Source organism: Epibacterium sp. HA2-3 (assembly GCF_055693725.2).
In genome coordinates this window covers 1,023,656-1,046,524 of the sequence record NZ_CM172490.1, presented here as the reverse complement: position 1 = coordinate 1,046,524, position 22,869 = coordinate 1,023,656, and the positions used below count along the sequence as shown (strand labels likewise).

17 protein-coding genes and 1 tRNA gene are annotated in these 22,869 nt (G+C 60.3%); 5 read left to right on the top strand and 13 right to left on the bottom strand.

Going from position 1 to position 22,869, the window contains the following annotated elements:
* Window positions 1–243: 243 nt before the first annotated feature.
* Entirely contained in the window at window positions 244–1,491 is a 1,248-nt protein-coding gene (locus ACZ1HH_RS04840) for an efflux RND transporter periplasmic adaptor subunit (RefSeq protein ID WP_011538331.1), read from the top strand.
* On the top strand, window positions 1,488–5,291 hold the full coding sequence (locus tag ACZ1HH_RS04835) for an efflux RND transporter permease subunit (protein WP_487320409.1): 3,804 nt from the start codon (window positions 1,488–1,490) through the stop codon (window positions 5,289–5,291). The genes ACZ1HH_RS04840 and ACZ1HH_RS04835 overlap by 4 nt, the downstream gene beginning before the upstream one ends.
* A 1,050-nt stretch (window positions 5,292–6,341) precedes the next feature.
* Here ACZ1HH_RS04835 and ACZ1HH_RS04830 read toward each other — a convergent pair.
* Window positions 6,342–8,168, bottom strand: a complete 1,827-nt coding sequence (locus tag ACZ1HH_RS04830) for a methyl-accepting chemotaxis protein (RefSeq protein ID WP_472636017.1) — start codon at window positions 8,166–8,168, stop codon at window positions 6,342–6,344.
* 255 nt (window positions 8,169–8,423) lie between these two features.
* Here ACZ1HH_RS04830 and ACZ1HH_RS04825 point away from each other — a divergent pair.
* A tRNA-Asn gene (locus ACZ1HH_RS04825) sits at window positions 8,424–8,498 on the top strand.
* Window positions 8,499–8,592: 94 nt separating this feature from the next.
* Here ACZ1HH_RS04825 and ACZ1HH_RS04820 read toward each other — a convergent pair.
* Window positions 8,593–9,426, bottom strand: coding sequence for an oxidoreductase (locus ACZ1HH_RS04820; protein ID WP_472636016.1), 834 nt, complete (start codon window positions 9,424–9,426; stop codon window positions 8,593–8,595).
* 155 nt (window positions 9,427–9,581) lie between these two features.
* On the opposite strand from ACZ1HH_RS04820, the gene ACZ1HH_RS04815 reads away from it, so the two are divergent.
* Window positions 9,582–10,166 (top strand): TetR/AcrR family transcriptional regulator, encoded by a 585-nt coding sequence (locus tag ACZ1HH_RS04815; protein WP_472636015.1) that lies wholly within the window; start codon window positions 9,582–9,584, stop codon window positions 10,164–10,166.
* 360 nt (window positions 10,167–10,526) lie between these two features.
* Here ACZ1HH_RS04815 and ACZ1HH_RS04810 read toward each other — a convergent pair whose 3' ends face one another.
* The 3 genes from ACZ1HH_RS04810 to ACZ1HH_RS04800 form a co-directional block, all read right to left on the bottom strand.
* Window positions 10,527–10,775 (bottom strand): EF-hand domain-containing protein, encoded by a 249-nt coding sequence (locus tag ACZ1HH_RS04810; protein ID WP_472636014.1) that lies wholly within the window; start codon window positions 10,773–10,775, stop codon window positions 10,527–10,529.
* 303 nt (window positions 10,776–11,078) lie between these two features.
* Window positions 11,079–12,899 carry an ABCB family ABC transporter ATP-binding protein/permease gene (locus tag ACZ1HH_RS04805; protein WP_472636013.1) on the bottom strand — a complete coding sequence of 607 codons (1,821 nt, stop codon included), beginning with the start codon at window positions 12,897–12,899 and terminating at the stop codon, window positions 11,079–11,081.
* Window positions 12,900–13,006: 107 nt separating this feature from the next.
* The gene (locus ACZ1HH_RS04800) at window positions 13,007–14,962 is read right to left on the bottom strand and encodes a LysM peptidoglycan-binding domain-containing protein (RefSeq protein ID WP_487320408.1); all 1,956 of its coding nucleotides are present in this window, start codon (window positions 14,960–14,962) and stop codon (window positions 13,007–13,009) included.
* Window positions 14,963–15,112: 150 nt separating this feature from the next.
* Here ACZ1HH_RS04800 and ACZ1HH_RS04795 point away from each other — a divergent pair, with 150 nt between their 5' ends.
* The gene (locus ACZ1HH_RS04795; protein WP_011538321.1) at window positions 15,113–15,655 is read left to right on the top strand and encodes an LOG family protein; all 543 of its coding nucleotides are present in this window, start codon (window positions 15,113–15,115) and stop codon (window positions 15,653–15,655) included.
* Between the two features lie 120 nt (window positions 15,656–15,775).
* Here the strand turns inward: ACZ1HH_RS04795 and ACZ1HH_RS04790 are convergent, their stop codons facing one another.
* From ACZ1HH_RS04790 to ACZ1HH_RS04755, 8 genes are all read right to left on the bottom strand, one after another.
* Window positions 15,776–16,339, bottom strand: a complete 564-nt coding sequence (locus ACZ1HH_RS04790; RefSeq protein ID WP_472636010.1) for a GNAT family N-acetyltransferase — start codon at window positions 16,337–16,339, stop codon at window positions 15,776–15,778.
* A gap of 208 nt (window positions 16,340–16,547) precedes the next feature.
* Window positions 16,548–17,147, bottom strand: coding sequence for a superoxide dismutase (locus tag ACZ1HH_RS04785; protein ID WP_472636009.1), 600 nt, complete (start codon window positions 17,145–17,147; stop codon window positions 16,548–16,550).
* Between the two features lie 90 nt (window positions 17,148–17,237).
* The gene (locus tag ACZ1HH_RS04780; RefSeq protein ID WP_472636008.1) at window positions 17,238–17,699 is read right to left on the bottom strand and encodes a hypothetical protein; all 462 of its coding nucleotides are present in this window, start codon (window positions 17,697–17,699) and stop codon (window positions 17,238–17,240) included.
* A gap of 75 nt (window positions 17,700–17,774) precedes the next feature.
* A complete protein-coding gene (locus tag ACZ1HH_RS04775; protein WP_472636007.1) occupies window positions 17,775–18,218 on the bottom strand; it encodes a hypothetical protein in 444 nt (147 codons plus the stop codon).
* 93 nt (window positions 18,219–18,311) lie between these two features.
* A complete protein-coding gene (locus ACZ1HH_RS04770; protein ID WP_472636006.1) occupies window positions 18,312–18,722 on the bottom strand; it encodes a hypothetical protein in 411 nt (136 codons plus the stop codon).
* 113 nt (window positions 18,723–18,835) lie between these two features.
* Entirely contained in the window at window positions 18,836–19,405 is a 570-nt protein-coding gene (locus ACZ1HH_RS04765; protein WP_472636005.1) for a sarcosine oxidase subunit gamma, read from the bottom strand.
* On the bottom strand, window positions 19,398–22,433 hold the full coding sequence (locus tag ACZ1HH_RS04760) for a sarcosine oxidase subunit alpha family protein (protein ID WP_472636004.1): 3,036 nt from the start codon (window positions 22,431–22,433) through the stop codon (window positions 19,398–19,400). The genes ACZ1HH_RS04765 and ACZ1HH_RS04760 overlap by 8 nt, the downstream gene beginning before the upstream one ends.
* 74 nt (window positions 22,434–22,507) lie before the next feature.
* A complete protein-coding gene (locus ACZ1HH_RS04755) occupies window positions 22,508–22,840 on the bottom strand; it encodes a sarcosine oxidase subunit delta (RefSeq protein WP_011538313.1) in 333 nt (110 codons plus the stop codon).
* Window positions 22,841–22,869 lie beyond the last annotated feature (29 nt).

The window sequence follows — 22,869 nt, the reverse complement described above, 5'->3', positions numbered from 1 at the left end:
CCCTCTTCGGAAACAAACCAGCCTGAAACACCCCGTTTTTCACGTCATTTGCGCCAATTTGTACAACATCAGCAATCTGAGCCATTTTCTTGTTAGCGGAAAAGTTCTACCTCTAGCCGCGCAGCGGTCCCGTTTTGTGCCGCCCTTATTACCTTCGCTGAATGTGACCTGCTTCACAGTGTGACGCCTTGGAACACGGTAGACATCACAGAAAAGTGTCCAATTTCGGAGTCGAATTTTAGAATGCGCATCATCCCTCTTCTGACCGCTGCGGTCGTGACCGCTGGCCTCTATGCTGTGGTCATGGAGCGCGACAGCCTGTTGGCCTTCGCCCGCGGCGAGGACGCCCCGTCTGCTGACGCCACTGACGCGCAGGCTGAACCGGGCGACGCATCGACCGATGTGGCGCAGTCTGGTCCAAAGGTCGCAGTTGTTGCCGTGCACTCCACGGCGCGCGCCATCGACAATGCGGTGGTTCTGCGTGGGCAGACCCGGGCCATTCGGCAGGTGAATGTGCTGGCAGAGACGTCCTCGACCGTGATCTCTGAGCCGCTGCGCAAGGGGGCCTCTGTGAAGAAGGGCGATGTTCTCTGTGAACTCGATCCGGGCACGCGACCTGCCTCCCTTCTGGAGGCCCGCGCCCGCCTCGCGGAGGCCCGTGCCAATATCCCCGCAGCCGAGGCCCGCCTTGAAGAGGCAAAAGCCGTACTCGAAGAAGCGCGCATCAACCTCACGGCGGCAGAGAAGCTTTCGGAAGGCGGATTTGCCTCCGAGACACGCCTCGCCTCAGCCCGCGCCGCCGAGCGCACCGCGCAAGCGGCCATCGCGACAGCCGAGGGCGGGCTCACCTCTTCGCATGCGAGCATCGAGTCCGCCTCTGCCGCAGTGGATGCCGCCGAGCAGGAGATCGAACGCATCGTGATCCACGCGCCCTTTGATGGGATCCTCGAGTCCGACACCGCAGAGCTCGGAAGCCTGTTGCAGGCTGGAACCCTCTGCGCGACGGTGATCCAGCTCGATACAATCAAGCTGGTTGGCTATGTGCCGGAGACCTCGATCGACCGTGTCGAAATGGGTGCCGCTGCAGGCGCACGGCTGGCAACCGGCCAACAAGTGACGGGCACCGTGTCCTTCATCAGCCGCTCTGCCGATGAAACAACCCGCACCTTCGAGGTTGAGATCACGGTCGCCAACCCGGACCTCAAAATCCGCGACGGTCAGACCGCAGAGATCGTGATTGCCGCCGAAGGCACCAAGGCGCATCGTTTGCCGCAATCGGCGCTGACCCTCAACAACGAAGGCCAGCTTGGTGTGCGCGTGGTGCGCGACGACATGACCGCGGGCTTTGTGCCCGTCACCTTGCTGCGCGACGAAGCCAGCGGTGTCTGGCTCGATGGGCTACCAGAGGAAGCAAATGTCATCACCGTGGGACAGGACTTTGTCACCGAAGGCGTCGCCCTTGCGCCCACCTATCAGGAGATGAGTGAATGATCGGTCTTGTTAACTGGGCCGCTGACCGGGCGAGGATGGTCCTCGCCTTCATCGCGATCTCACTGCTGGTCGGCGGATTTGCCTATGTGAGCCTGCCCAAAGAGGGCGAGCCCGACATCGAAATCCCTGCCCTCTTCATCTCCGTGCCATTCCCCGGCATCTCTGCCGAGGACTCTGAAACACTCCTGGTGAAGGTGATGGAGACCGAGCTTGCCGATCTTGACGGGCTCGACAAAATGTCTGCCACCGCAGCCGAAGGCTATGCGGGCGTGGCGCTGGAGTTCGACTTCGGCTGGGACAAGACAGCCGTCATGGCCGATGTGCGCGACGCGATGGACTCGGCCGAGGCGGAATTCCCCGAAGGGGCCGAGAAATACGCGATCCACGAGATCAACTTTTCTGAGTTTCCCATCGTCATCGTGAACATGTCCGGCCCGGTGCCAGAACGCACCATGGCGCGGCTCGCCAAGGATCTGCAGGACGACCTCGAGGCGCTGGATTCGGTGCTTGAGGCCGGGATCGCAGGCAACCGCGACGAGATGGTCGAGGTGTTGATCGACCCCTTGCGCCTGGAGTCCTACAACGTCACCGCCGTTGAACTCATCAATGTTGTGCAGAACAACAACCAGTTGATTGCCGCCGGCGAGGTCGAGAGCGATCAGGGCACATTCTCGGTCAAGATCCCCTCCTCCTTTGACAGTGTCGAGGACATCTACGGCCTGCCCGTCAAGACCAATGGCGACCGGGTTGTGACCCTGGGCGAACTTGCCGAGATCAACTTTACCTTCGAGGATCGCCAGGGCACCGCACGGTTCAACGGCGCCGATACATTTGCCCTGCAGGTGGTGAAACGCAAAGGGTTCAACCTCATCGACACCGTGGACCAGGTGAAGGCGACGCTTGAAAAATCGCAGGCAAAATGGCCGCCCGAACTGCAGGCCGCCGTGACCCTTGGCACCTCCAACGACCAGAGCCGCGTGGTCGGCTCGATGGTGAGCCAGCTTGAAGGCTCGGTTCTGACGGCGGTGGCGCTGGTGATGATCGTGGTGCTGTCCGCCCTGGGCAGCCGCGCGGCACTGCTTGTGGGCTTTGCAATCCCCACTTCGTTCCTCTTGTGCTTTGCCTTCCTTGCAGTCATGGGGATTTCGGTCTCCAACATCGTGATGTTCGGCCTGATCCTTGCGGTCGGGATGCTTGTGGACGGCGCCATCGTCGTGGTGGAATACGCCGACAAACGCATCGCCGAAGGCTCCGGCCCGATGCACGCCTATGTAGAGGCTGCGCAGCGCATGTTCTGGCCGGTGGTATCCTCGACCGCAACCACGCTCTGCGCCTTCCTGCCGATGCTGTTCTGGCCCGGCGTACCGGGCGAGTTCATGGGCATGCTGCCGGTGACGCTGATCTTTGTTCTCTCGGCTTCGCTCGTGGTGGCGCTGATCTATCTGCCCGTGATGGGCGGTGTCACAGGCCGCCTGAGCCGTGCTTTTGGTGTGGCCTCTGACGCCCTGCGCCGCACGCTGCCCTGGGTGGTTCGTGTCGCACTGGTGCCGGTGTCGCTCTGGGGCATGTTTGCCGGTGCGATGCAGCTCTTGAACCCCGGCTACCTGATTGACGCCGGCGAGAGCATCTGGGCCACGTTTCTTGGGGCGCTTATCTTCATTCTGTTTGCGGTTGCGGCCTCCATCACGCTTGGCGCAGCAGAACTGCAACGGCGTCAGCGCCGCGTGGTCGCAGGCCAGCGCCTTGGTGGATTTGGCTGGGTCATCAAGATGATCGTCGGCAACCCGGTGATGCCGATCGTAACCCTTGTGGTGGTCGGATTTGGCATCGTTACGGTTTTTGGCCTCTTTCAGACCAACAACCACGGCGTCGAGTTCTTTGTCGAGAGCGAACCCGAACAGGCCACAGCCTATGTGCGCGCGCGCGGCAATATCTCTCTGCGCGAAAAAGACGAGATGGTGCGCGCCACCGAGACCTTGATCATGCAGCACCCCGCTGTGATCAACGTGTTCTCCTTTGCCGGCGAAGGCGGGCTCAACACAGATGCATCGGGCGCCAGCACGCCGCCCGACACCATCGGCCAGGTCCAATTCGAGATCATCCCGTGGGAAGACCGCCCCACCCAATCCGAGCCGATCCTCGGTGGACTGTTTGAACGTGAAGTCACGGCAGATGCCTTTGACGGCAACACGGTTCTGGACGAGTTGACACAACTCACCGACACGCTTCCGGGCTTTGAGGTGGAGATCAAGGCGCTGGAGGGCGGACCTGCATCGGGCAAGCCCCTGCACCTGCGCATCAAGGGCGACGAGTGGGAGCCACTGCGCGCCGCAACAGAAATGGCGCGCGAAAAATTCGAAACCACGCCCGGGCTCACGCTGATCGAAGACAGCCTGCCCCTGCCGGGCATCGATTGGGAAATCGACGTCGATGTGGCCAAGGCCGGACGCTACGGCGCCGACGTGGCCACCGTGGGCGCAATGGTGCAGCTGGTGACCCGCGGCATCCTCCTTGATACCATGCGTGTTGACAGCTCGGACGAGGAAATCGAAATCCGCCTGCGCCTTCCCGATGAGCAGCGCGTTCTGTCGACGCTCGACACGTTGAAGCTGCGCACCGAGGAAGGCCTGGTGCCACTCTCCAACTTTGTGACCCGCAAGCCCGTGCCCAAACTCGCCGAAATCTCGCGCGTCGAGCAGCAGCGCTACTATGACGTGAAGGCAGATGTTGAACCCGGGCTGAGCCGTGTTCTCACCGAGGACGACAGTGGCGAGACGGTCTCGTTGGCTGTTGTTAAGGCGATCCCAGAAGGGATTGCGCCCTCCGGCGAGACGGTCACCCTACCGAGTGGCGCTCTGGTCGAAGTAAAGACCCTCAACGGTGTCGGCTCTGTTGCCGATCTCAATGAGGCCCTGTCGAGCGGCAGCACGCAGACCGTCGCGATCAATGCCAACGAGCGGATCGCGGAACTGACTACCTGGTTGGAAAGCTCTCCGTTTGACGCCTCGATCGACTGGGAATGGACCGGCGACCAGGAGGAACAGGCCGAATCCGGTGCCTTCCTGATGAAAGCCTTTGCGGGCGCACTGGGTTTGATGTTTGTGATCCTGCTGGCGCAGTTCAACAGCTTCTACAACTCGATACTGGTGCTTCTGGCGGTGGTCCTGTCCACCACGGGCGTATTGATCGGGATGATGGTCATGGAGCAGCCCTTCTCCATCATCATGACCGGGACCGGCATCGTGGCGTTGGCTGGGATCGTCGTGAACAACAACATTGTTCTCATCGATACCTACCAGGAGTTCAGCCAGCACATGCCGCGCCTTGAGGCGATCATTCGCACCGCGGAGGCGCGCATCCGTCCGGTGCTGCTGACCACGATCACAACCATGGCGGGCCTTGCCCCGATGATGTTTGGCGTGAGTCTCGACTTCGTCAACGGCGGCTACTCCATCGACAGCCCGACCGCGCTCTGGTGGAAACAGTTGGCCACTGCGGTTGTGTTCGGCCTCGGCGTGGCGACAGTTCTGACGCTGGTCGTTACGCCCTCGTTGCTGGCGATCCGTGTTTGGTTCTGGACCTATGTGGTGGCCCTGCTGCGTCTGTTGGCCCGCTTGACGGGAGGTCGCGGCAGCCAGATCGCACGGGATATGGAGCTTGCCAAGAAAGCACGGCGACTGCCCTCGACAGAGGTGGACTGGACCGCGCCAGACTGGCCGGACAGCACGAAGCCGGCCGCGCAAAAGGGCACGACAGAGCCGCCGCGCATCGGCCCAAAGCCCCTTGAGGCAGCCGAATAGCACTAACACCATAGGCGCCCCACTGGATCTTCAGCGGGGCGTTTTTTGATCCCCATTGTCTGTATCCAAAGTCTCGCGCAAGAGACTGTGAGTGAGGCAGCGCGGGTGCACTGACGTGTTCAGTCACACGTCCCGTAAATGCCGCCCCTTGGCCTGCCACGCCGCGCGCAGGTTCTTCGGAAAATCATAGAGATCCCCGCGCCAGAACACTCTGGCCTGTCCCTACCCACATTGTCGCCAACCAGTCGCTTCAAGTCACTCAACCGATACCCGCGCGTGTTGAAGCGTCCTCTACATGGCAGAGCCCTCTTACATGGCAGAGCCCTCTGCGTTTGTTCGGGACAATCTTGCTACGAGGGCCTTTGGCGGAATTGCCCCCCCTGCTCTTTGCGGATCGCGCCAAGCGCGTGTCTCTGCGCGTCCTTCAGGCTGACCGAAGGAGCGGATACACCAATGAAACATCTGCCTTTCATCGAATATTTTCAATACCTTAGTTGAGCCTCGCGAAAGACCACAGTGTTCGATCAGCGATCCCAGTCCATACGGGATCGGCGCGAAAAACCACGTCCCCTAAAGCCTCTCAACAAGAAATCGAATTGTGGCGCGTGTGGTGCCATCGCGGTGACACGCTGACTGCCACACGGCCACGCCCACTCATCCTCTACCTGATAGGCGCGGTCGCCTCGAGGATGGCGCGCATTGCACAGGGCACGAATGAGCCTGCGCCCATCACATGTCTGATCTCAATTGGGCCGGTCCCGATGGAAAAACTGAACACAGCACCATTCATCACGCTCGGAGCGCTCGTAGGCCAAAACGTGGATCACAATGCATCTCTCCGCGTGAACACAACGGCATGGGGGCTCAGTTTCATCGCATCTCGAGTCAGCCCGTCACAGCTCCCTCCGTTCCGCCGCCATACGTCCCTGTACAGCGTGCGATGAGACTGCATATTGGGCTCAGATCGAAAAACCCGGCGCCAGGTGGCGCCGGGGTAAGCTGAGCTTTGCAATCGAGGCGGGCGCGTCTTGGCCACCAGCAACAATTGCGTCAGAAGTCTTCCCAGATCTTCGCCGCCGCGTTGCCGCTGCTGGCGACGGCTACCTGACTTGGTTCGGGCGTGTAATCCCAATCCTCGCCATGGGCCGACGGCGCGATCGTAGCTGCATCCTTTGCAGCAGGGGCTGGAGCAGCAGAAGCCGCGCGCCCACCGGCGCCGAGCTGGAAATGAGCAACCATCTGCGCGAGGTTGACCGCATTGGCCTTGAGCATATGGCTCGCGGCAGTCGCCTCTTCCACCATGGCGGCGTTCTGCTGGGTCACCTGATCCAGTTCCACCATGCCGCTGTTGATATCGCCAAGACCTGCAGATTGCTCGCTCGCGCCCTGTGCAATGTCAGAGATCAGGCCGGAGATCTGGGTGACACGCTCAACGATGTTGTGAAGCGCATCGCCTGCCTTGCCGACGAGATCCACACCACGTTCCACCTGTTTGGAGCTGTCGCCGATGAGGGTCTTGATCTCCATGGCTGCATCGGAGGAGCGTTGCGCCAAGGCGCGCACCTCGGAGGCCACCACGGCAAACCCGCGCCCTGCTTCACCTGCACGCGCGGCTTCGACACCCGCGTTCAGCGCCAGAAGGTTGGTCTGGAAGGCAATGTCATCAATCACGCCGATGATCTGAGAGATGTGATTCGAGGATTGCTCGATCTCGGTCATGGCCGAAACGGCATTGTTGACGATGGTGCCGCTGTTCACGGCTTCGGCTTTTGCCTCTTCCATGGTGTTGGACACGCTTCCAGCCCCTTCGGCGGCCTGACGCACCGATGCAGTCAGCTCATCCAGTGCAGCAGCGGTTTCTTCAAGGGTGGCCGCCTGGCTCTCGGTGCGGCGCGCAAGATCGTCAGAGGCCGAGCTGATCTCGGTGGAACCGTTCTGGATGCTGTCCGCCGCATCGACCACAGCCGAAACCGTATCGAACAGGCGATTGACCAGAGCGTTGAAATCCTTGCTGAGCTTCTCGTAATCCGCCGGGAAATCGTCCTTGATGCTCACCGTGAGGTCGCCGGTGGACAGCTTGCCAAGCGCCTCGGAGAGAACGGTCACGACATGTTCCTGCACCGCGTCCTGCTTGCGTTTTTCTTCTTCCATGCGCTTCTGCTCGGCGGATGTGTCGCGGAAATCGACCAGCGCCTTGCCCAATGCGCCAATTTCATCACGGCGGTTCGCCTCGGGGATTTCACGCGTCGTGTCACCGTGCTGCAGCGCGTCAATATGCGTCACCACATTCTCGATCGGGCGCGATACCGCAACTGCGATGAGGTAGAAGACGACCGAAAAGCCTGCGAAAATCGCAAAACCAAGGCTGGCCGCGATAATGTTGGCATTCATGATCTGGTTGGCAATGATCGAGGTGTCGAGCGCCCAGACCATATTGCCGGCTTCTTCACCTTCGAACATCAAGGGCGTCTTGAAGTAGGTGAAATCGCCATCCTCCAGCCGCACCTGATCGGATTCAAGCAGACTGGTAGATTGCGCGATCCACGCCTCTTCCATCGCCTCTCCCTTGAAGGCTTCGGCAAGCACATCGCCGCTGCTGACCACACGCGCAAACACAAAGGACTCGCGCTCGGCAAGCGAAGCCAGTGTCGTATTGGCCAAGTCGCCATCATAGTTCCATGCGGCCGTCGCGAGGGGCGCCGCGATGTAGGACTCAGTCAGCGCGACCTGCTCTTCAAAGCCGCTATAGAGCGCCGTCGACAGGCGCTGAGTCCAGTAAGTCGTGATCACGCAGATCATCATGAGCAATCCAGCCATCCCAGGAAGCAGGATCTTACGCTTCACGGGCATGTTCCGGAACCAAGACGCTAAGAACATGGTGTCTCTCCAAATTAGTTGGGAACACTCTGGCCGAAATCCATTGTTATTCTCTTAAGCGCCGATAAGGTTTCTGCCACAAAAGCAGCATAAATCTTACAATTTTCTAGACATCCGAACGATCCACCGGGTGTCGTGATGCGATCCGCAAGCGACCAATACCCCTGTGGTACAAGGCCGAGACAAGAAATTTTCTGGCGGGTGCAAATTTCCGCTGGACGCCCGTGGAGGGCATCGGTATACGAGCGCTCACACTCCGGCGTAGCTCAGCGGTAGAGCAGTTGACTGTTAATCAATTGGTCGTAGGTTCGATCCCTACCGCCGGAGCCAAAACTTCCCTTTGGCAACTCAATCTACGGACACCCAGCAACATGGGGTGTTGGCCCTGCTCCTACGACTGGCGCGAACACAGAGCGCCGGGCCCCTAGAACTGTGTCATTATCATCCGCGAGAATAGGCGGTCGCTGAGAAGCCAGCGCAGCGCAAGAGCGGTGCGCGCCATGTACCCGACCGCATAGCGCGTAGGGGGGCGTGTGCTCTGAACGATCTTTGCAACCGCCTCCCCCACAACCGAAGGCGGTGAGAGAGTGCTGTCATTGGCGGTGTAATAGCGCTCGTAGGAGGCCGCGATCCTCTGCGTAAATGCCTCATAAGCCCCGCCTTCGGCTCTTTTGAGGAGCGGCTCATACATTGTGCGGCCGAAGTCGGTCTTGATCCCGCCGGGCTCAAGAACAACGACGTCTATGTTGAACGCGGCCAGCTCAAGCCGGAGCGCATCACTCCACCCCTCAAGCGCAAATTTAGAGGCGTGATACCACGCGTTGAGTGGGGAAAAGACTTTGCCACCGACGGAACTCGTATTGATAATCAGCCCAGAGCGCTGCTTGCGCATCTGGGGCAGAACCGTCTTTGTGATCTCGGCAACACCAAAAAGGTTCACCTCAAACTGCTGACGGGCATCCAACAGTGGCACATCCTCGACAGCGCCCGCAACAGAATAGCCAGCGTTGTTCCACAGCACATCAATCCGCCCTTGCTCCTTTAGAACCTGCGCCACGGCCTGTTTCACCGAGCTTGCATCAGTGACATCAAGAGGCAGCACATGGCCGCCTGCCACGACGAGATCCTGCATCTTGTCGACACTGCGGGCCGCGCCATAGACGGTATAGCCCTCGGAAATAAGCCGCAGAGCGCCGGTTTTCCCGATGCCGGAAGATGCGCCTGTCACGACGATGACCTTATGTTTCGATGTTGTCATATGTGTTCCACTCACTCCAATCACCCAAAAACCTCGCAACCGTCTGGTCAAGCGCGGGGATGCGCTGTACTTGTAGCATCGCCACATGTATACGAACGCTTACATGTGGCAATGCAGATAGTCAACAATCGTTTACACATCAAGAGAAAGCCAAGATGAGCGAAAGCAGCCCCCAACAGAGAAACGCAGAAACAACACGTAAGCGCATTCTTGCGGCGGCGCAGCGGCGTTTTTCCAAACAGAGTTTTGATGCCACAGGGATGCGCGAAATCGCGGCAGAGGCAGGCGTCAACGTGGCGCTGGTGAACCGGTACTTCGGCTCCAAAGAGCAGTTGTTCGAGGAGGCGGTTGCAGAGGCGATTACCATTGACGCCTTGCTGGCAGGCCCGCAGGACGGCTTTGGCACGCGAACGGCATCCGCCATGCTTTCAAAAGATTTCAAATATATAGACCTTGACCCCACTGCAGCATTTGTAAACTCTCTGGGCAGCCCGGTTGTCGGCGAGCGTCTACGACGCGCCGTAGAAGAACGGCTCTTGCCTGAAATCTCCGGCTGGCTTGGAGGGGCACATGCGGATCAACGCGCTGCAATGATCTTCAGCGCCCTTTTGGGGTTTGATGTGCTGCGCCGCATGGCCAGGATCGATGCCCTCAATGCGCGCCATGGCCCCGTGCTCGAGGATCTCTGCGCCGCGACCCTGCAGAGTTACGTGGATGGCGCCCCGGACAAAGAGGATTAGTCAAATTCACGTTATTCGAATATATATCGCACTCGAGGAAGACGAAAACACGTGTTCCCGCAGCATGTGATATGTTGCGCCAGAACACTCCGGGCCAAGGGGGCGCCGCATGGGAAAAAGACCTCGCCGCAAAAGCGGGAGGTCTTCTCCGGTTGCAACACCGGATCGCCAGTTGAGCTCACTTTGGGGGTGTGAGAGGGGCGCATCCTGGGGGCGGGATACGCCGGGAACTGACTGAACCGCAGCTGCGACCAAGTCGACCGCCCGCAACAAGATACCCCTGCACCTGTCACACATCCGGGGGCCGGGTTCGCGAAGGTATTCAAGGGCCCACCGCCAAGGCGCGCGCGCCTGCCGCGTTCAGCCGTTGATCACCAGAAGGCCTACCTCCTGCGCTGCGATGACCTCCTCGAGGTCCGCCTCTCCACTGGCGTCGAGGTCTACCTGCGCAAAAACCTCTTCTGTCAGGGCGGGATAGGCCAGTCGCAGCTCTTCAAACGACAGCGTGCCATTGCCATCCGCATCGACTTCGACGGCAAAATTCTGGGCGGTGGCCGGGGCCGCGGCCGTCATCACAATCGCGGTGGCAATCTGGGCGATGGTTTTCATTGTCCTGCTCTCCTCTCAGGTTGCTTTTGGTCGCGGGCGACGCGGTTGCCAGGGACACTTCGGACGCTAGAGAGCGAGAGACACGCGCGCCACTGGGTGTCGCGCAGGAACTGAATTCAGGCGATCTCCAGCCTGATTTTTCGTTTGCAAGCGGCAACTTGGCGCGCATGGACGTAGCGTTGACCTTTACCCGCCACACGTAAGGCCCAGATCCGGCAAGGCCCCGCCTATCGCAGCATCAATGCAACGTCCGAAGGCGAGCCTGCCGAGCGCTGCGCCTCCGGTTCTGGATTGGGTGCTGGATCAGGCCGCGCCCGAGGCCATGTCCCGATCTGCCTGCTGACGCTGCCAGAGCTGCGCATAGCGGCCACCCTCTGCCAGCAGAGCCTCGTGGGTGCCAGTTTCCACCACCTCCCCCTGCTCAAGAACGACAATGCGATCTGCCTCGGCGATGGTAGACAGGCGGTGCGCGATGGTGATCACGGTACGGCCCTGCCCCGCGCGCGCCAATGCGCCTTTGATCTCTTGCTCAGTGTCGGTATCAAGGGCCGAGGTGGCCTCGTCCAGCAAGAGGATTGGCGGGTTCTTCAGCAGGCTTCGGGCAATCCCGACGCGCTGCTTTTCACCGCCCGAGAGCTTCAGGCCGCGTTCCCCGACCGGGGTGTCATAGCCCTGTGGAAGGCCTTCGATGAAATCATGAATCTGGGCCGCGCGCGCGGCCTCCACGATATCAGCCTCGGTCGCCCCATCGCGGCCATACGCAATGTTGTAGCGGATGGTATCGTTAAATAGCACGGTATCCTGCGGGACGACGCCGATGGCGGCATGCAGGCTCTTTTGCGTAACCTCGCGCACATCCTGACCGTCGATCAGCAGCCGCCCGGCGCTCACATCGTAAAACCGGAACAAGAGCCGCCCGATGGTGGATTTTCCCGAGCCCGTCGAACCCACGATGGCAACCGTCTGCCCGGCCTCCACAGTGAGGGAGACGCCTTTTAGAATCTCGCGCTCAGGGTCATAGCCAAAGCGCACGTTTTCCAGCTGGATTTGGCCGCCGCTCACCTGCAGCGCACGGGCGTCGTTTGCATCTTGCACATCCGGCGGCTGATCGAGCAGATCAAACATCTCGCCCATATCCACAAGGCTTTGGCGGATCTCGCGGTAGACAGTCCCCAAGAAGCCCAAAGGCCCGGTGATCTGGATCATATAGGCGTTGACCATGACAAAATCGCCAACCGTCATCGCGCCGCGTTCCACCCCCATCGCCGCCATCACCATCACGCTCACAAGCCCCGTGGTGATGATCACAGCCTGGCCGAAATTAAGCGCGCCCAGCGAATAGGCGGTTTTAAGGGCCGCCTCGGCATAGCCTTTCATCGCGACATCGTAGCGGGCCGCCTCACGATCCTCGGCGCCGAAATACTTGACCGTCTCATAGTTCAAGAGACTGTCGATCGCCTTTTGATTGGCGTCGGTGTCCTGGCGGTTCATCTCGCGGCGCAGCTTCACCCGCCATTCGGTCACAGCAAAAGTGAACCAGACATAGAGCGCCACGGTCACCGCGACAGCAACGAGATACCAGATGTCAAACCACCATGCGAGCACCACAGCGACCAGCGTCAGCTCCAAGAGCAGCGGCCCGATGGAGAGCACCAGAAAGCGCAAAAGGAACTCTACCCCTTTGACGCCACGCTCAATAATCCGGCTGAGCCCGCCGGTCTTGCGGGTGATATGGTAGCGCATGGACATCGCGTGGATGTGGCGAAAGGTAGTGATCGCCAGCCGCCGCAGTGCCCGCTGCGTGACGGGCGCAAAGATCACATCCCGAAGCTGCTGAAAGCCGGTGTTCATCACCCGCGCCATGCCATAGGCCACCGTGAGACCAATGGCCCCAAGCGCCAGCACCGGCACGCCCTCGCCCGCCAGCGCATCCACCGCGCCCTTGTAAAAGATTGGCGTCACCACCGCGATGCCCTTGGCCGCAACCAGCACCAGAAGCGCTAGCAGCACGCGGATCTTCACCGCACGCCCCTGCTCTGGCCAGACATAGGGCCACACCTTGCGCAGCGTGCGCAGCCCGGAGCGACGTTCTTCGGCGGCGGTTGGATCGTCCATCGGGGGCATTGCAGCTCCTCTGTCAGTTTGGTCCGACTTGGGTCTGCGCCATGGTCGGACAAGAGAAAACGCGCCCCACGACGGGGGCGCGCCATTTCATCAATCTATCTATGCCTTTACTCGGGCAGAGTGAAGATCTGACCAGGGTAGATCAGGTCTGGATCGCGGATATCGCCCTTGTTGGCCTCAAACACCCGCACATAGAGAAAACCGCTGCCATAGCGCTGCTGGGAAATCGCCCAGAGCGTATCGCCTTCCTGCACCGTCACGGCGCGCACCACAGGCGCGGCCTGATCTGGAGCCTGATCCGCCGTCACCGCAGGCTGCAGGACCTCTGGAGCCTCGCGTTTGAACGGGGTCTCAAGGCGGCTCAGAACGATACCGTCAACAGGGTCGATCTCATCAAGACGCAGGGTGTAGATCCCAGGCGCCACCGAGGTGAGGCTGCCGCTCCATTGACCATCGGACGCGGCGGCAAGCTCGGCGACGGGGCTGTTGTCGAGGTAGACACGCACCAGGGCCTCAGGTCTGGCCCGTCCCGCAAGCTGAACATCGCCCGTCTCGGTGTAGCTGATCGTATCAAGCGCCACTTTGCCCACCAGCTCTGGCGCGGCGGGGGCCGCAGGTTGAACCAGCGTCACCCCGTCGCGACCAGCGCGCAGCACCGCGACAGAGGAAGTCGCCTGTGGCGCGGGGGCCGCTTCGCCAGAGGGGCTCTCTGTGTCGGGGTCTTGCGGCTGCGGCTGCTGCACCTCTTCTACGGCAGCCATTGTGTCCGTCTTAGAAGATGGCACCTCGGGTGTGTCCACGGCCTCGGCAACCTCGACCGGGGACTGCGGTGCAGGTGTCGTGTCCGGTGCGGGCGGCTCTGATGTGTCTGCAACAGCTGCCACCTCAGGCTCAGGAGCCGGGACCGAGTCTTCAGAAGATTCGCGAGCGGACTCGTCGTCGATCGCCTGTTCCAAGACGGCGGTCTCGACTGTCTCTTCCGGTACCTCTGCTGCGGGCGCGTCTTCCGCTGTGGCCTCGGTCTCTGGCAAAGCGCTGGTGGCCTCGGCCACATCTACAGAGGGGTCTACCGCTTCGGGTGACGCTTCAGATACGGCCTCAGAGGCAGCATCGGGGAGTTGATCACCTGTGCTTTCGACGGCGGCCACATCAGTTGCCACTCCATTGTCAGCGGCACCACTCGCAGCCGTCTCCGTCGAGGAGGCATCGCCCACCGCGTCCGGATCGGTGCTATCGACTGCGACATCAGCCAATGCGACCTCTTCGGACTGCGCCGTCACCGTTGTGCTCCCCTCCGCTGCGCCGTCGCCTGGCGCGTCTGGATCTGGCGCATCAGTCGCCTGATCTGCCGCATTCGGATCGGCGGTTTCGGTTGCCTCGGCGAGCTCAATCGGCTCCTCCTCGGAGGCAGCGATATCAGCATCGGTCTGCGCCGCGGCAAGCTGATCGACCTGCGGTTCCGGCGCGGCGGGCGCGGGCATCGGCGCAAGGATAAAGCTATCTTCCGAGGCCAGCTCCTGCCCGTTGTGGCGCGCCAGCAGCGTCAGCAGCCGCGGCTTGTCACTGAGGTCGATGGTCACAAAGGACACGAACTCCCCCGCAGCGGGCACGGTTTGCGTATCGAGAACCTCATCATCAAGAAGCACCTGCACCTCGACCCCCGCCTGAGCGGACGCCGCAACGATACCGGAGCCGTCTGGCTCAAACCGGGCGATCTCCAGCTTGGGCGCCTGCAGTACAAAAGCTGGCTCTGCGGTTGGTGCGTCCTGTTGTGGTTCTACCGTCTCGCCAGCCGTGGCTTCGGGCGTCGGCTCAGGCTCGACCACGCGCGTCTCGGGATCGGCCGTCTGCGGCTGTGTCACCGCAGGCTTGACGGGCACCACTTCGGGCGCCGGCGGCGCTGCAAGGCCCAGGGCCACCAGCTGCTGCTCGACCATGGATCTGGCCCCTTCGCCCAAGATCCCACCCCGTGCGAGAAAGACCCCGCCTCCAACGACCACCACCGTGGCCACGGTGCCAATGGCCAAACCGGCCCCCGCGCCTATCCCGCTTGTCTTCGTCATCTTGCGACTTTTTCCTTTAGGTCCCTTTGTACCGGAGCACTGTTGCCGCGCTCTCGGTTGAGCAAACCTAGCAATACCGCTATGAGGGGTCAAAGCACGATGTTTTCGCAGTATCGTGCAAAATCCCGTTGAAAATGAAAAAGGTGCGCCATGGCTGTCACATCCGTCTGCGTCTATTGCGGCTCTCGCATGGGAGCAAAGCCCGCCTATGAGGCCGCCGCCCGCGATTTTGGCACGGGTCTTGCCGAGGCGGGCTTGCGATTGGTTTACGGCGCCGGTGATGTCGGCCTCATGGGGACGGTGGCCCGCGCGGCGCAGGCCGCCGGCGGCGAGACCTTTGGCGTGATCCCCGAACATCTGGTCAAACAGGAAGTCGGCAAGCGCGATCTCACCACATATGTGGTTACCGAGACCATGCACGAGCGGAAAAAAGTGATGCTTTACAATGCCGACGCCGTGGTGCTGCTGCCCGGTGGCATGGGCTCACTCGACGAGCTTTTTGAGGCGATCACCTGGCGTCAGCTTGGCCTTCACAACAAGCCCATCGTGGTGCTCAATACCGAAGGCTATTGGGAGCCACTGCGCGCACTCATCACCCATGTGGTCGAGGAGGGCTTTGCCGATGCGGCACATGCCGCACATCTGCAATGGGTCGACACGCCCGAGGCCGCGCTGGCCAGCCTGCAGAGCTGATTTTCCGATCCCAAGCTGTGCCTCAGGCGCGCTTTTGGGCCAAATCCCTGATCATGATCGCGAGACGGGTTACGCTGCCGAGAGCCGCAGTCCGTGCCTCCGGGCAAAGACAGGCGTGCGCTACCAAATGGATGGGTCGTTCAGGGCTTCAACACAGCTGCAGGCGCCTGTCAGCGCGACCAAGGGTGTCTCCGTCAGGGATTGACCGATCCACCCAATCGGCATGCTCAATGGCAAGGGCGCGGCGACCCTCTCAGGGTCGAGCGGCTCAAATCCGATCTTTCCATAGAAGGCTGGATCACCATAGGTGATTGCCACGTCGACACCCGCATCCCGCAGCTTGGTCAACGCATGTCTCAATAGCGCCTGCCCGACTCCCTGCCCCTGCCGAGGGCTTGCCACTGCCATCGGGGACAGGATGAACACAGAGCGCGGGTCCTCCGCATAGACAAGGCGAGAAAAAATGGCCCCGCCAATGAGCCTATCTTTGTCATGAGCGGTGTCATGCGGTGTGTCATGCGCCGTAAAAACATAGATGTCCTCGGACGGGGTTTTGGACAAAAGGCCTCTGACAAGATCGCCGATCACGGCACCTTCGCTGGCGCCTTCGGACGCTGCAAAGGTTGCCTCAAAAAGCGCGATGATCTGCGCCTCCTGCCCCGCGATTCCCTCAGATAAAATCATATGCTGTCCTTCCAAATTCGCTGTTGCAATACCACCGCAAGACCAGAGCATGAAGTCATCCCGTCACACGGAGCGTGTCCAGCGCGCATTACGCCACAGAAGATGTCACGCACGCGCAGATGCAGGCGGCACACTCCGCGCGTCCCCAGCATAAAAAAGGCCCCGCCCGAACCGGACGGAGCCTCTTTGGAGTGACCTCAAACCACAATTACATGCGGGAGGCGACGTTTTCCCAGTTCACCAGGTTGTCGAGGAAGTTCGACAGATAGGCCGGACGCTTGTTGCGGAAGTCGATGTAGTAGGAGTGCTCCCACACGTCACAACCCAAGAGCGCGGTCTGACCAAAGCACAACGGGTTCACGCCGTTTTCGGTCTTGGTCACTTTGAGGCCACCATCGGTGTCCTTGACCAGCCATGCCCAGCCGGAACCGAACTGACCCGCGCCAGCGGCGGAGAACTCTTCTTTGAACTTTTCGACAGAGCCAAAGGACTCGACGAGCGCCTTTTCCAGCTCGGTCGGCATTTTGCTTTCGCCCGGGCCCATCATTTCCCAGAACTGGTTGTGGTTCCAGAGCTGCGAGATGTTGTTAAAGATCCCGTTCTGGGCCACGGCGTCCTTGTTGTAGGTGCCTTTGATGATCTCTTCGAGAGACTTGCCGTCCCACTCGGTGCCCGCGATCAGCTTGTTGCCGTTGTCGACATAAGCCTTGTGGTGCAGGTCGTGGTGGTATTCCAGCGTCTCGGCAGACATGCCCTTGGACGCCAGCGCATCATGTGCGTAGGGAAGATCGGGAAGTTCAAAAGCCATGGTGGCCCCCTGTCAATTAATGTTGCGTTCCTGTGGGATACATGCGTCCCACTGCGACGTTGGTCAAGTGCTAGAGCGGGAAAACCCGACTCAATTGCTTACCTTACAACGCCCGGACCCTGCCCCATAACTGAGACCAAAGATGGCATCCACAACGCGCATTGTGTACCGTTGATCAGAAAGCGAGATTGAGAGCTCGTATAAATACTCAGAGGGCTTCAGTGTTTTGATTTGTCCGGGTTGTTTTGGGAGCAGCCCGTTCATCACGAAACTATGGGCCGGAAATCGGATACGCACGCGTTTACGGGTCCGGTTGGCCAGTTCCCCCGGCACAACAGTCGTCGATACATCCTTGATGTCGATTTTCGTCATCGTGATCTTCTGAAACCGGGCATCCGTTGTGAAAACGACTTGTTCAGCGAGATAGGGGTGTTTAACGTCAGCCCTGGTCACTTTGCAATCATAGGTCGCCGCCAACGCCCCTTGGGCCGCAAACGCGAAGCCAAAGATAGCGGCCGCTATCTGTGAGGTCACTCTCATTCGTTTCATCATTCAAATTGCTTCTTTATGTGCAGTGTTTCGCGCCAAAATACGCCGATCTTGGCGCGAGCGCCTTCGAGAAATAACTTAACGCAACCTTTTGCAGGTGCCGTCTCCTTGGCCCCGTTGTAAACCCTCTCCCCTGTCCTGAACCTCGAGTTTAAACTTCAGGTTTTTTAGGTTGAGAGAAAGCGTTGGCCGGTAGTCGATGATTTCGTCACGGTCTACATTACGATTAGGGAATGCCACCGGACCTGTGCGTCTGTACTCCGCAGTGGGCCATTCAAGGCGCAGCCGATTTTGGCCGCGATATAGCACCTTTGCAGAGGCATCACTGGTTGCCACGTTCTCGATCTGAACATCACGCAGCTTGACGTTCAGGAAGTGCTCATCTGCCTCAAGGACCAAGGAGGACGGCAGATAAGGGTGAGCAAACCACACCTTTGACAGCGTGCATTTCAACTGGGCCGCCTGCAAGGTGGTCCCCGCACATAGCAGTACAACCCCGGCAGAGAGGCTGAAGAAGTTCAAGGTCTTACTCCAAATGAGAGGTGCGTTGTGACGCGGCTGGCACAGCGTTCCTGAGCCAGCCTACATCCAAACAGAATTCGCTGAGGTCTATAGTTACTTTGCGATCTCACAGCTGCCGGTGCCACTGTCGCGGTTATCAAAGCTCGGCAAATTCAACGTAATGAAGGCTTTGTCGCGTGCTTTGTCGTGTACCAACGAGAAATCCATGTCAGAGGCCAATCCACCGCTGAACGGCATGTCATCGACACGCCAGCGCACACGCAGCTTATTCGAGGTATTCTTGACAAATCGTGCAAGTTTCGGCGCCTGATCCGTATGCACGAGATAGGGGTCCATGACCAAAGCGCTGCCATCAGACCGCAAATCAAAGATCACTTTCTGAGGAATTGTTCCACGGCGCGTCGAGTCCGTAAATTCACAAACCCATGTTTCTGCAGAGGCCATAGACGCCGTAACAACGAGTGAAACACAGGCCGCTATGGCCCGACCTTTGAAATTGAGCATAAAAAAACTCCAGTTAATTCTTCTATTGGTTGTTATCTAAAAAGAATGGCGGCCCTCGCGAAGGCCGCCATCGGATTAAACAGGCACTGTTGCACGATTGCGGCAGCGTCAGATCAGGCGTAGACGCCGACCTTCGACTGGGGATGCGCGGCAGTGCTGAGGAGATTGAACATATAGACCGCAACAGAGCGGAAACAGACGATGTGGAATACATCTGCCTCATCGCGCCAGAAGGCCCCCGCCACCTGTGCAAAGCGGGTGCGGCGGAAATCTCCGGCCTCGAACTGTCCCGCGTCCAGATCCACCGGTGCCACCTTGGCGATCACCTCGCGCGCGCCTTCACCGCTCACGGCGAAACACGCCCGCGCATCGGACACGTTCACCGCCATATGGTGCTCGCCCGCCAATGCGTCGCACAACTGTGCCACCACGGCTTCTGCAGAGTCGTAGTCGACCAGCAGCAACAACTCGTCCGGGGACATCCAGGCCGCCGCGCCCTGTTCGCCAAAGGCGATCTTGCGCACGGCAGGCACGTCACATCCAATCGCCGCTTTGACGGCAGCTTTGAACGGAGCAGAGGCAAAGTCGCCGCGCAGGGTGATCATGCCCCCCAGACCGGTTTCCTCGACCTTTGCCAGACCCGCAAAACTGGCCCCATTCATGGCGCTTACAGCTTTAGACATTCTGCTTGTCCCCTTCTTTGTCGTAGAAGATCGGGTCGACGATCTTGGCTTTGTAGATTTTCCCATCAAGGCCGGGGAAGTCGATCACCTCGCCCATGCGTTTGGGGCCATGTTTCACCAGCCCCATCGCGATGCCGCGATCAAGGTTGGCGGAGTAGTAGGTCGACGTCACGCGACCGATGGTATTGCGCTGGCCATTGGCGTTGTTTCCATCGCCAACCGCATAGGCGCCATCGGGCAACACAGATCCATCGACGGTTTCCAGACCCACCAGTTGCCAGCGGTCGGGATCGGCCATGTGGCTGCGCTGCTGCGCGCGCTTGCCAAGATAGTCTTCCTTCTTCTTGGAGAGCGCCCAGTGCAGACCAAGATCCTGCGGGATCACGGTGCCGTCGGTCTCGTCACCAATCATGATGAAGCCTTTTTCGGCCCGCAGGATATGCAGACATTCGGTGCCATAGGGCATGACGCCAAATTCCTTGCCCGCCTCGATGAGCGCATTCCAGAAGGCCTGCCCCTCGGACGCAGAAACTGCGATCTCATAAGAGAGCTCGCCCGAGAAGGAAATCCGGTAAGCGCGCGCCTTGAAGCCGCCGATCTCGCCGTCTTTCCACTCCATGAACGCGAGCGCCTCTTTCGAGAGATCCATACCGCCGCCTGCTTTTTCATTCAGCTTTTCCAGCACCTTGCGGGCGTTGGGGCCAACGACGGCGACCTGCGCCAGTTGCTCGGTGGCGTTGGTGACATAGACCTTCCAGTCCCACCATTCGGTCTGCAGCCATTCCTCCATGTGGGCGTGAATGCGATCCGCGCCGCCGGTGGTGGTGTGGCAGAGCCAGGTGTCCTCGTCGATGCGCGCAACCACGCCGTCATCCACCAGAAAGCCGTTCTCGGAACACATCAGGCCATAGCGGCATTTGCCGATCTTCAGCGTGCTCATCATATTGGTGTAGAGCATGTCGAGAAACTTGCCCGCATCCGGCCCTTTGACGATGAGTTTGCCGAGGGTGGAGGCATCCAGAAGGCCAAGGTTCTCGCGGGTGTTTTTCACCTCTCGATTGACCGCCTGATGGACGCTCTCGCCCGAGCGCACATAGGCGTAGGGACGCCGCCAGTGGCCCACCGGCTCCCAATGGGCGCCGTTGCTGTCGTGCCAGTCATACATCGGCGTCTTGCGCAGGGGTTGGAAGATCTCGCCACGCGCCTCACCGCCAATCGCTCCCATGGAAATCGGGTGATACGGCGGGCGGAACGTGGTGGTCCCGACCTGCGGGATCTCTGCGCCCAGACTATCGGCCAGCACAGCCAGACCGTTGATGTTGGAGAGTTTCCCCTGATCCGTCGCCATGCCCAGCGTGGTGTAGCGTTTGGTGTGCTCGACGCTTTCATAGCCCTCGCGCGCCGCAAGCTGCACGTCGGACACCTTGACGTCGTTTTGATAGTCGAGCCAGGTTTTCATGCGCAGTTTGATGTCGGCCTTGGCGGGCATCATCCAAACGGCTTCCATAGGCGCCTCAGCGAGATCCGAGGTGGCAACCGGCGACACTTTTTGCGCAGGACGCCCGGCGGCCTCGGCAGCACGCGCGCCAGCTTCGGCGGCATCGGCCATCACGCCAGATAGCGTGAGCGGACCAGAGGATGCGCCAGCCGTCACCACAAAGGGCAGACCATCATGGCCAGTGGGCGCGCGATCCGGGTCGGGGCGGAAATGCGCCTGCGCCTCGTCCCAGATGAGCTTGCCGCCGCAGTGGGACCAGAGGTGAACCACGGGCGACCAGCCACCGGACATCGCCACAGCATCGGCTTCGATCTCCTCATGGGCGCCGCCCTCGCCGTTCTGGGCGCAGATGGCGACCTTGGTGACGCGTTTGCCGTCCTTCACCTTGGCGATGGCACGGCCGCATTCGACGCGGATACCAAGCGCGCGGACCTTGTCAGCGAGATCGCCGCCGCCGCTCTCGCGCGTGTCCAGAACGCGCACGACCTCGATGCCTGCCTCATGCAGGGTGATTGCGGTGCGGTAGGCATCATCATTGTTGGTCGCAACCACAACTTTCTGCCCCGGAGTCACCCCCCAGTTCACCACATAGTCGCGCATGGAAGCGGCCAGCATCACACCCGGCACGTCGTTGCCCGCAAAGGACAGCGGGCGTTCGATGGCACCGGTTGCGGTGACGGTTTGCGTCGCACGGATGCGCCAGAGGCGATGGCGTGGACCGCCCTGCCCCGGTGCATGGTCGGTGAGGCGTTCATAGCCAAGGATGTAGCCATGATCGTAAACGCCTGCCCCCATGGTGCGGGTGCGCAGCGTGACATTGTCCATTGCCTCAAGCTCGGCCACGGTCTTGCTGATCCAGGCTTCGGCGGATTGGCCTTCGATGGTACCGCCGTCGACGGGCGTCCGACCACCCCAATAGGATTTTTCCTCGAGCACCAAAACCTTGGCGCCGGTCGCCGCGGCGGTCTTTGCAGCCTGAAGGCCAGCCACACCGCCGCCAATCACCAGCACGTCACAGAAATAGTAGAAATGCTCGTAGGTGTCGGCGTCCTTCAGTTCCTTGTCGGGGGCTTTGCCGAGCCCTGCAGACTGGCGAATAAAGGGCTCATACACATGCTTCCAGAAGGGACGCGGGTGGATGAACATCTTGTAATAGAAGCCCGCAGTCAGGAAGCGCGAGAACAGTTTGGAGTTGATCTCGCCCACGTCAAATTCGAGGCTCGGCCAGTGGTTCTGCGATTGCGCCTTGAGGCCCGAGAAAAGCTCGGTGGTGGTGGCGCGCTGGTTCGGCTCGAAGCGGTCGCCGACACCGAGGCCCACCAGCGCGTTCGGCTCCTCAGATCCGGAGGCCACGAGGCCACGCGGACGGTGGTACTTGAAGGACCGCCCGACCAGCATCTGATCGTTGGCCAGAAGCGCAGAGGCCAGAGTATCGCCAGCAAACCCCTTAAGGGTCTTGCCGTTGAAGGAAAACTCGATCTGCTTGGAGCGGTCGATGAGACGACCCTGTTTGGCGAGACGCGTGCTCATGATGCGACCCTTTCGCGGCAGGAGGTCTGGGAGCCTCCGGCGGGGATATTTAGGAGAAGATGAAACATGTGGGATCAGCCCTTGAACTCACGCCAGGACCAGCCGGGGCGTTTGGCAGAGATCTTGTCCTTGATCTCTTGCGGCGGCTCCGTGGTCTGGGCGCTGTAGGTGCCAAAGACCTCGAGCGTCTGGGTGCAGCGGGCTGCGTGGAACCACTTGCCGCACCCGTTCACATGGCGCCAGCGCTCCAGATGCACCCCGCGCGGGTTTTCCTTCATGAAGAGGTAGTCGTGGAACTCATCATCCGTGGACCCGGGGCCGAAGCGTTTCAGATGCGCTTCGCCGCCGCCATGGAGTTCGGTTTCCTCGGCGCGAACGCCGCAATAAGGACAGTCGAGGATCAGCATGATGCGTGCTCCGATGTGGGGGTGGCCGG

Bases quoted from the DNA above. Each gene is read 5' to 3' on its own strand.
- ACZ1HH_RS04835 (WP_487320409.1), top strand. From the start codon at position 1,488: ATGATCGGTCTTGTTAACTGGGCCGCTGACCGGGCGAGGATGGTCCTC.
- ACZ1HH_RS04760 (WP_472636004.1), bottom strand. From the start codon at position 22,433: ATGAGCACGCGTCTCGCCAAACAGGGTCGTCTCATCGACCGCTCCAAG.
- ACZ1HH_RS04755 (WP_011538313.1), bottom strand. From the start codon at position 22,840: ATGCTGATCCTCGACTGTCCTTATTGCGGCGTTCGCGCCGAGGAAACC.
- ACZ1HH_RS04815 (WP_472636015.1), top strand. From the start codon at position 9,582: ATGAGCGAAAGCAGCCCCCAACAGAGAAACGCAGAAACAACACGTAAG.
- ACZ1HH_RS04800 (WP_487320408.1), bottom strand. From the start codon at position 14,962: ATGACGAAGACAAGCGGGATAGGCGCGGGGGCCGGTTTGGCCATTGGC.
- ACZ1HH_RS04795 (WP_011538321.1), top strand. From the start codon at position 15,113: ATGGCTGTCACATCCGTCTGCGTCTATTGCGGCTCTCGCATGGGAGCA.
- ACZ1HH_RS04780 (WP_472636008.1), bottom strand. From the start codon at position 17,699: ATGATGAAACGAATGAGAGTGACCTCACAGATAGCGGCCGCTATCTTT.
- ACZ1HH_RS04785 (WP_472636009.1), bottom strand. From the start codon at position 17,147: ATGGCTTTTGAACTTCCCGATCTTCCCTACGCACATGATGCGCTGGCG.
- ACZ1HH_RS04770 (WP_472636006.1), bottom strand. From the start codon at position 18,722: ATGCTCAATTTCAAAGGTCGGGCCATAGCGGCCTGTGTTTCACTCGTT.
- ACZ1HH_RS04765 (WP_472636005.1), bottom strand. From the start codon at position 19,405: ATGTCTAAAGCTGTAAGCGCCATGAATGGGGCCAGTTTTGCGGGTCTG.
- ACZ1HH_RS04820 (WP_472636016.1), bottom strand. From the start codon at position 9,426: ATGACAACATCGAAACATAAGGTCATCGTCGTGACAGGCGCATCTTCC.
- ACZ1HH_RS04810 (WP_472636014.1), bottom strand. From the start codon at position 10,775: ATGAAAACCATCGCCCAGATTGCCACCGCGATTGTGATGACGGCCGCG.
- ACZ1HH_RS04840 (WP_011538331.1), top strand. From the start codon at position 244: ATGCGCATCATCCCTCTTCTGACCGCTGCGGTCGTGACCGCTGGCCTC.
- ACZ1HH_RS04790 (WP_472636010.1), bottom strand. From the start codon at position 16,339: ATGATTTTATCTGAGGGAATCGCGGGGCAGGAGGCGCAGATCATCGCG.
- ACZ1HH_RS04805 (WP_472636013.1), bottom strand. From the start codon at position 12,899: ATGCCCCCGATGGACGATCCAACCGCCGCCGAAGAACGTCGCTCCGGG.
- ACZ1HH_RS04830 (WP_472636017.1), bottom strand. From the start codon at position 8,168: ATGTTCTTAGCGTCTTGGTTCCGGAACATGCCCGTGAAGCGTAAGATC.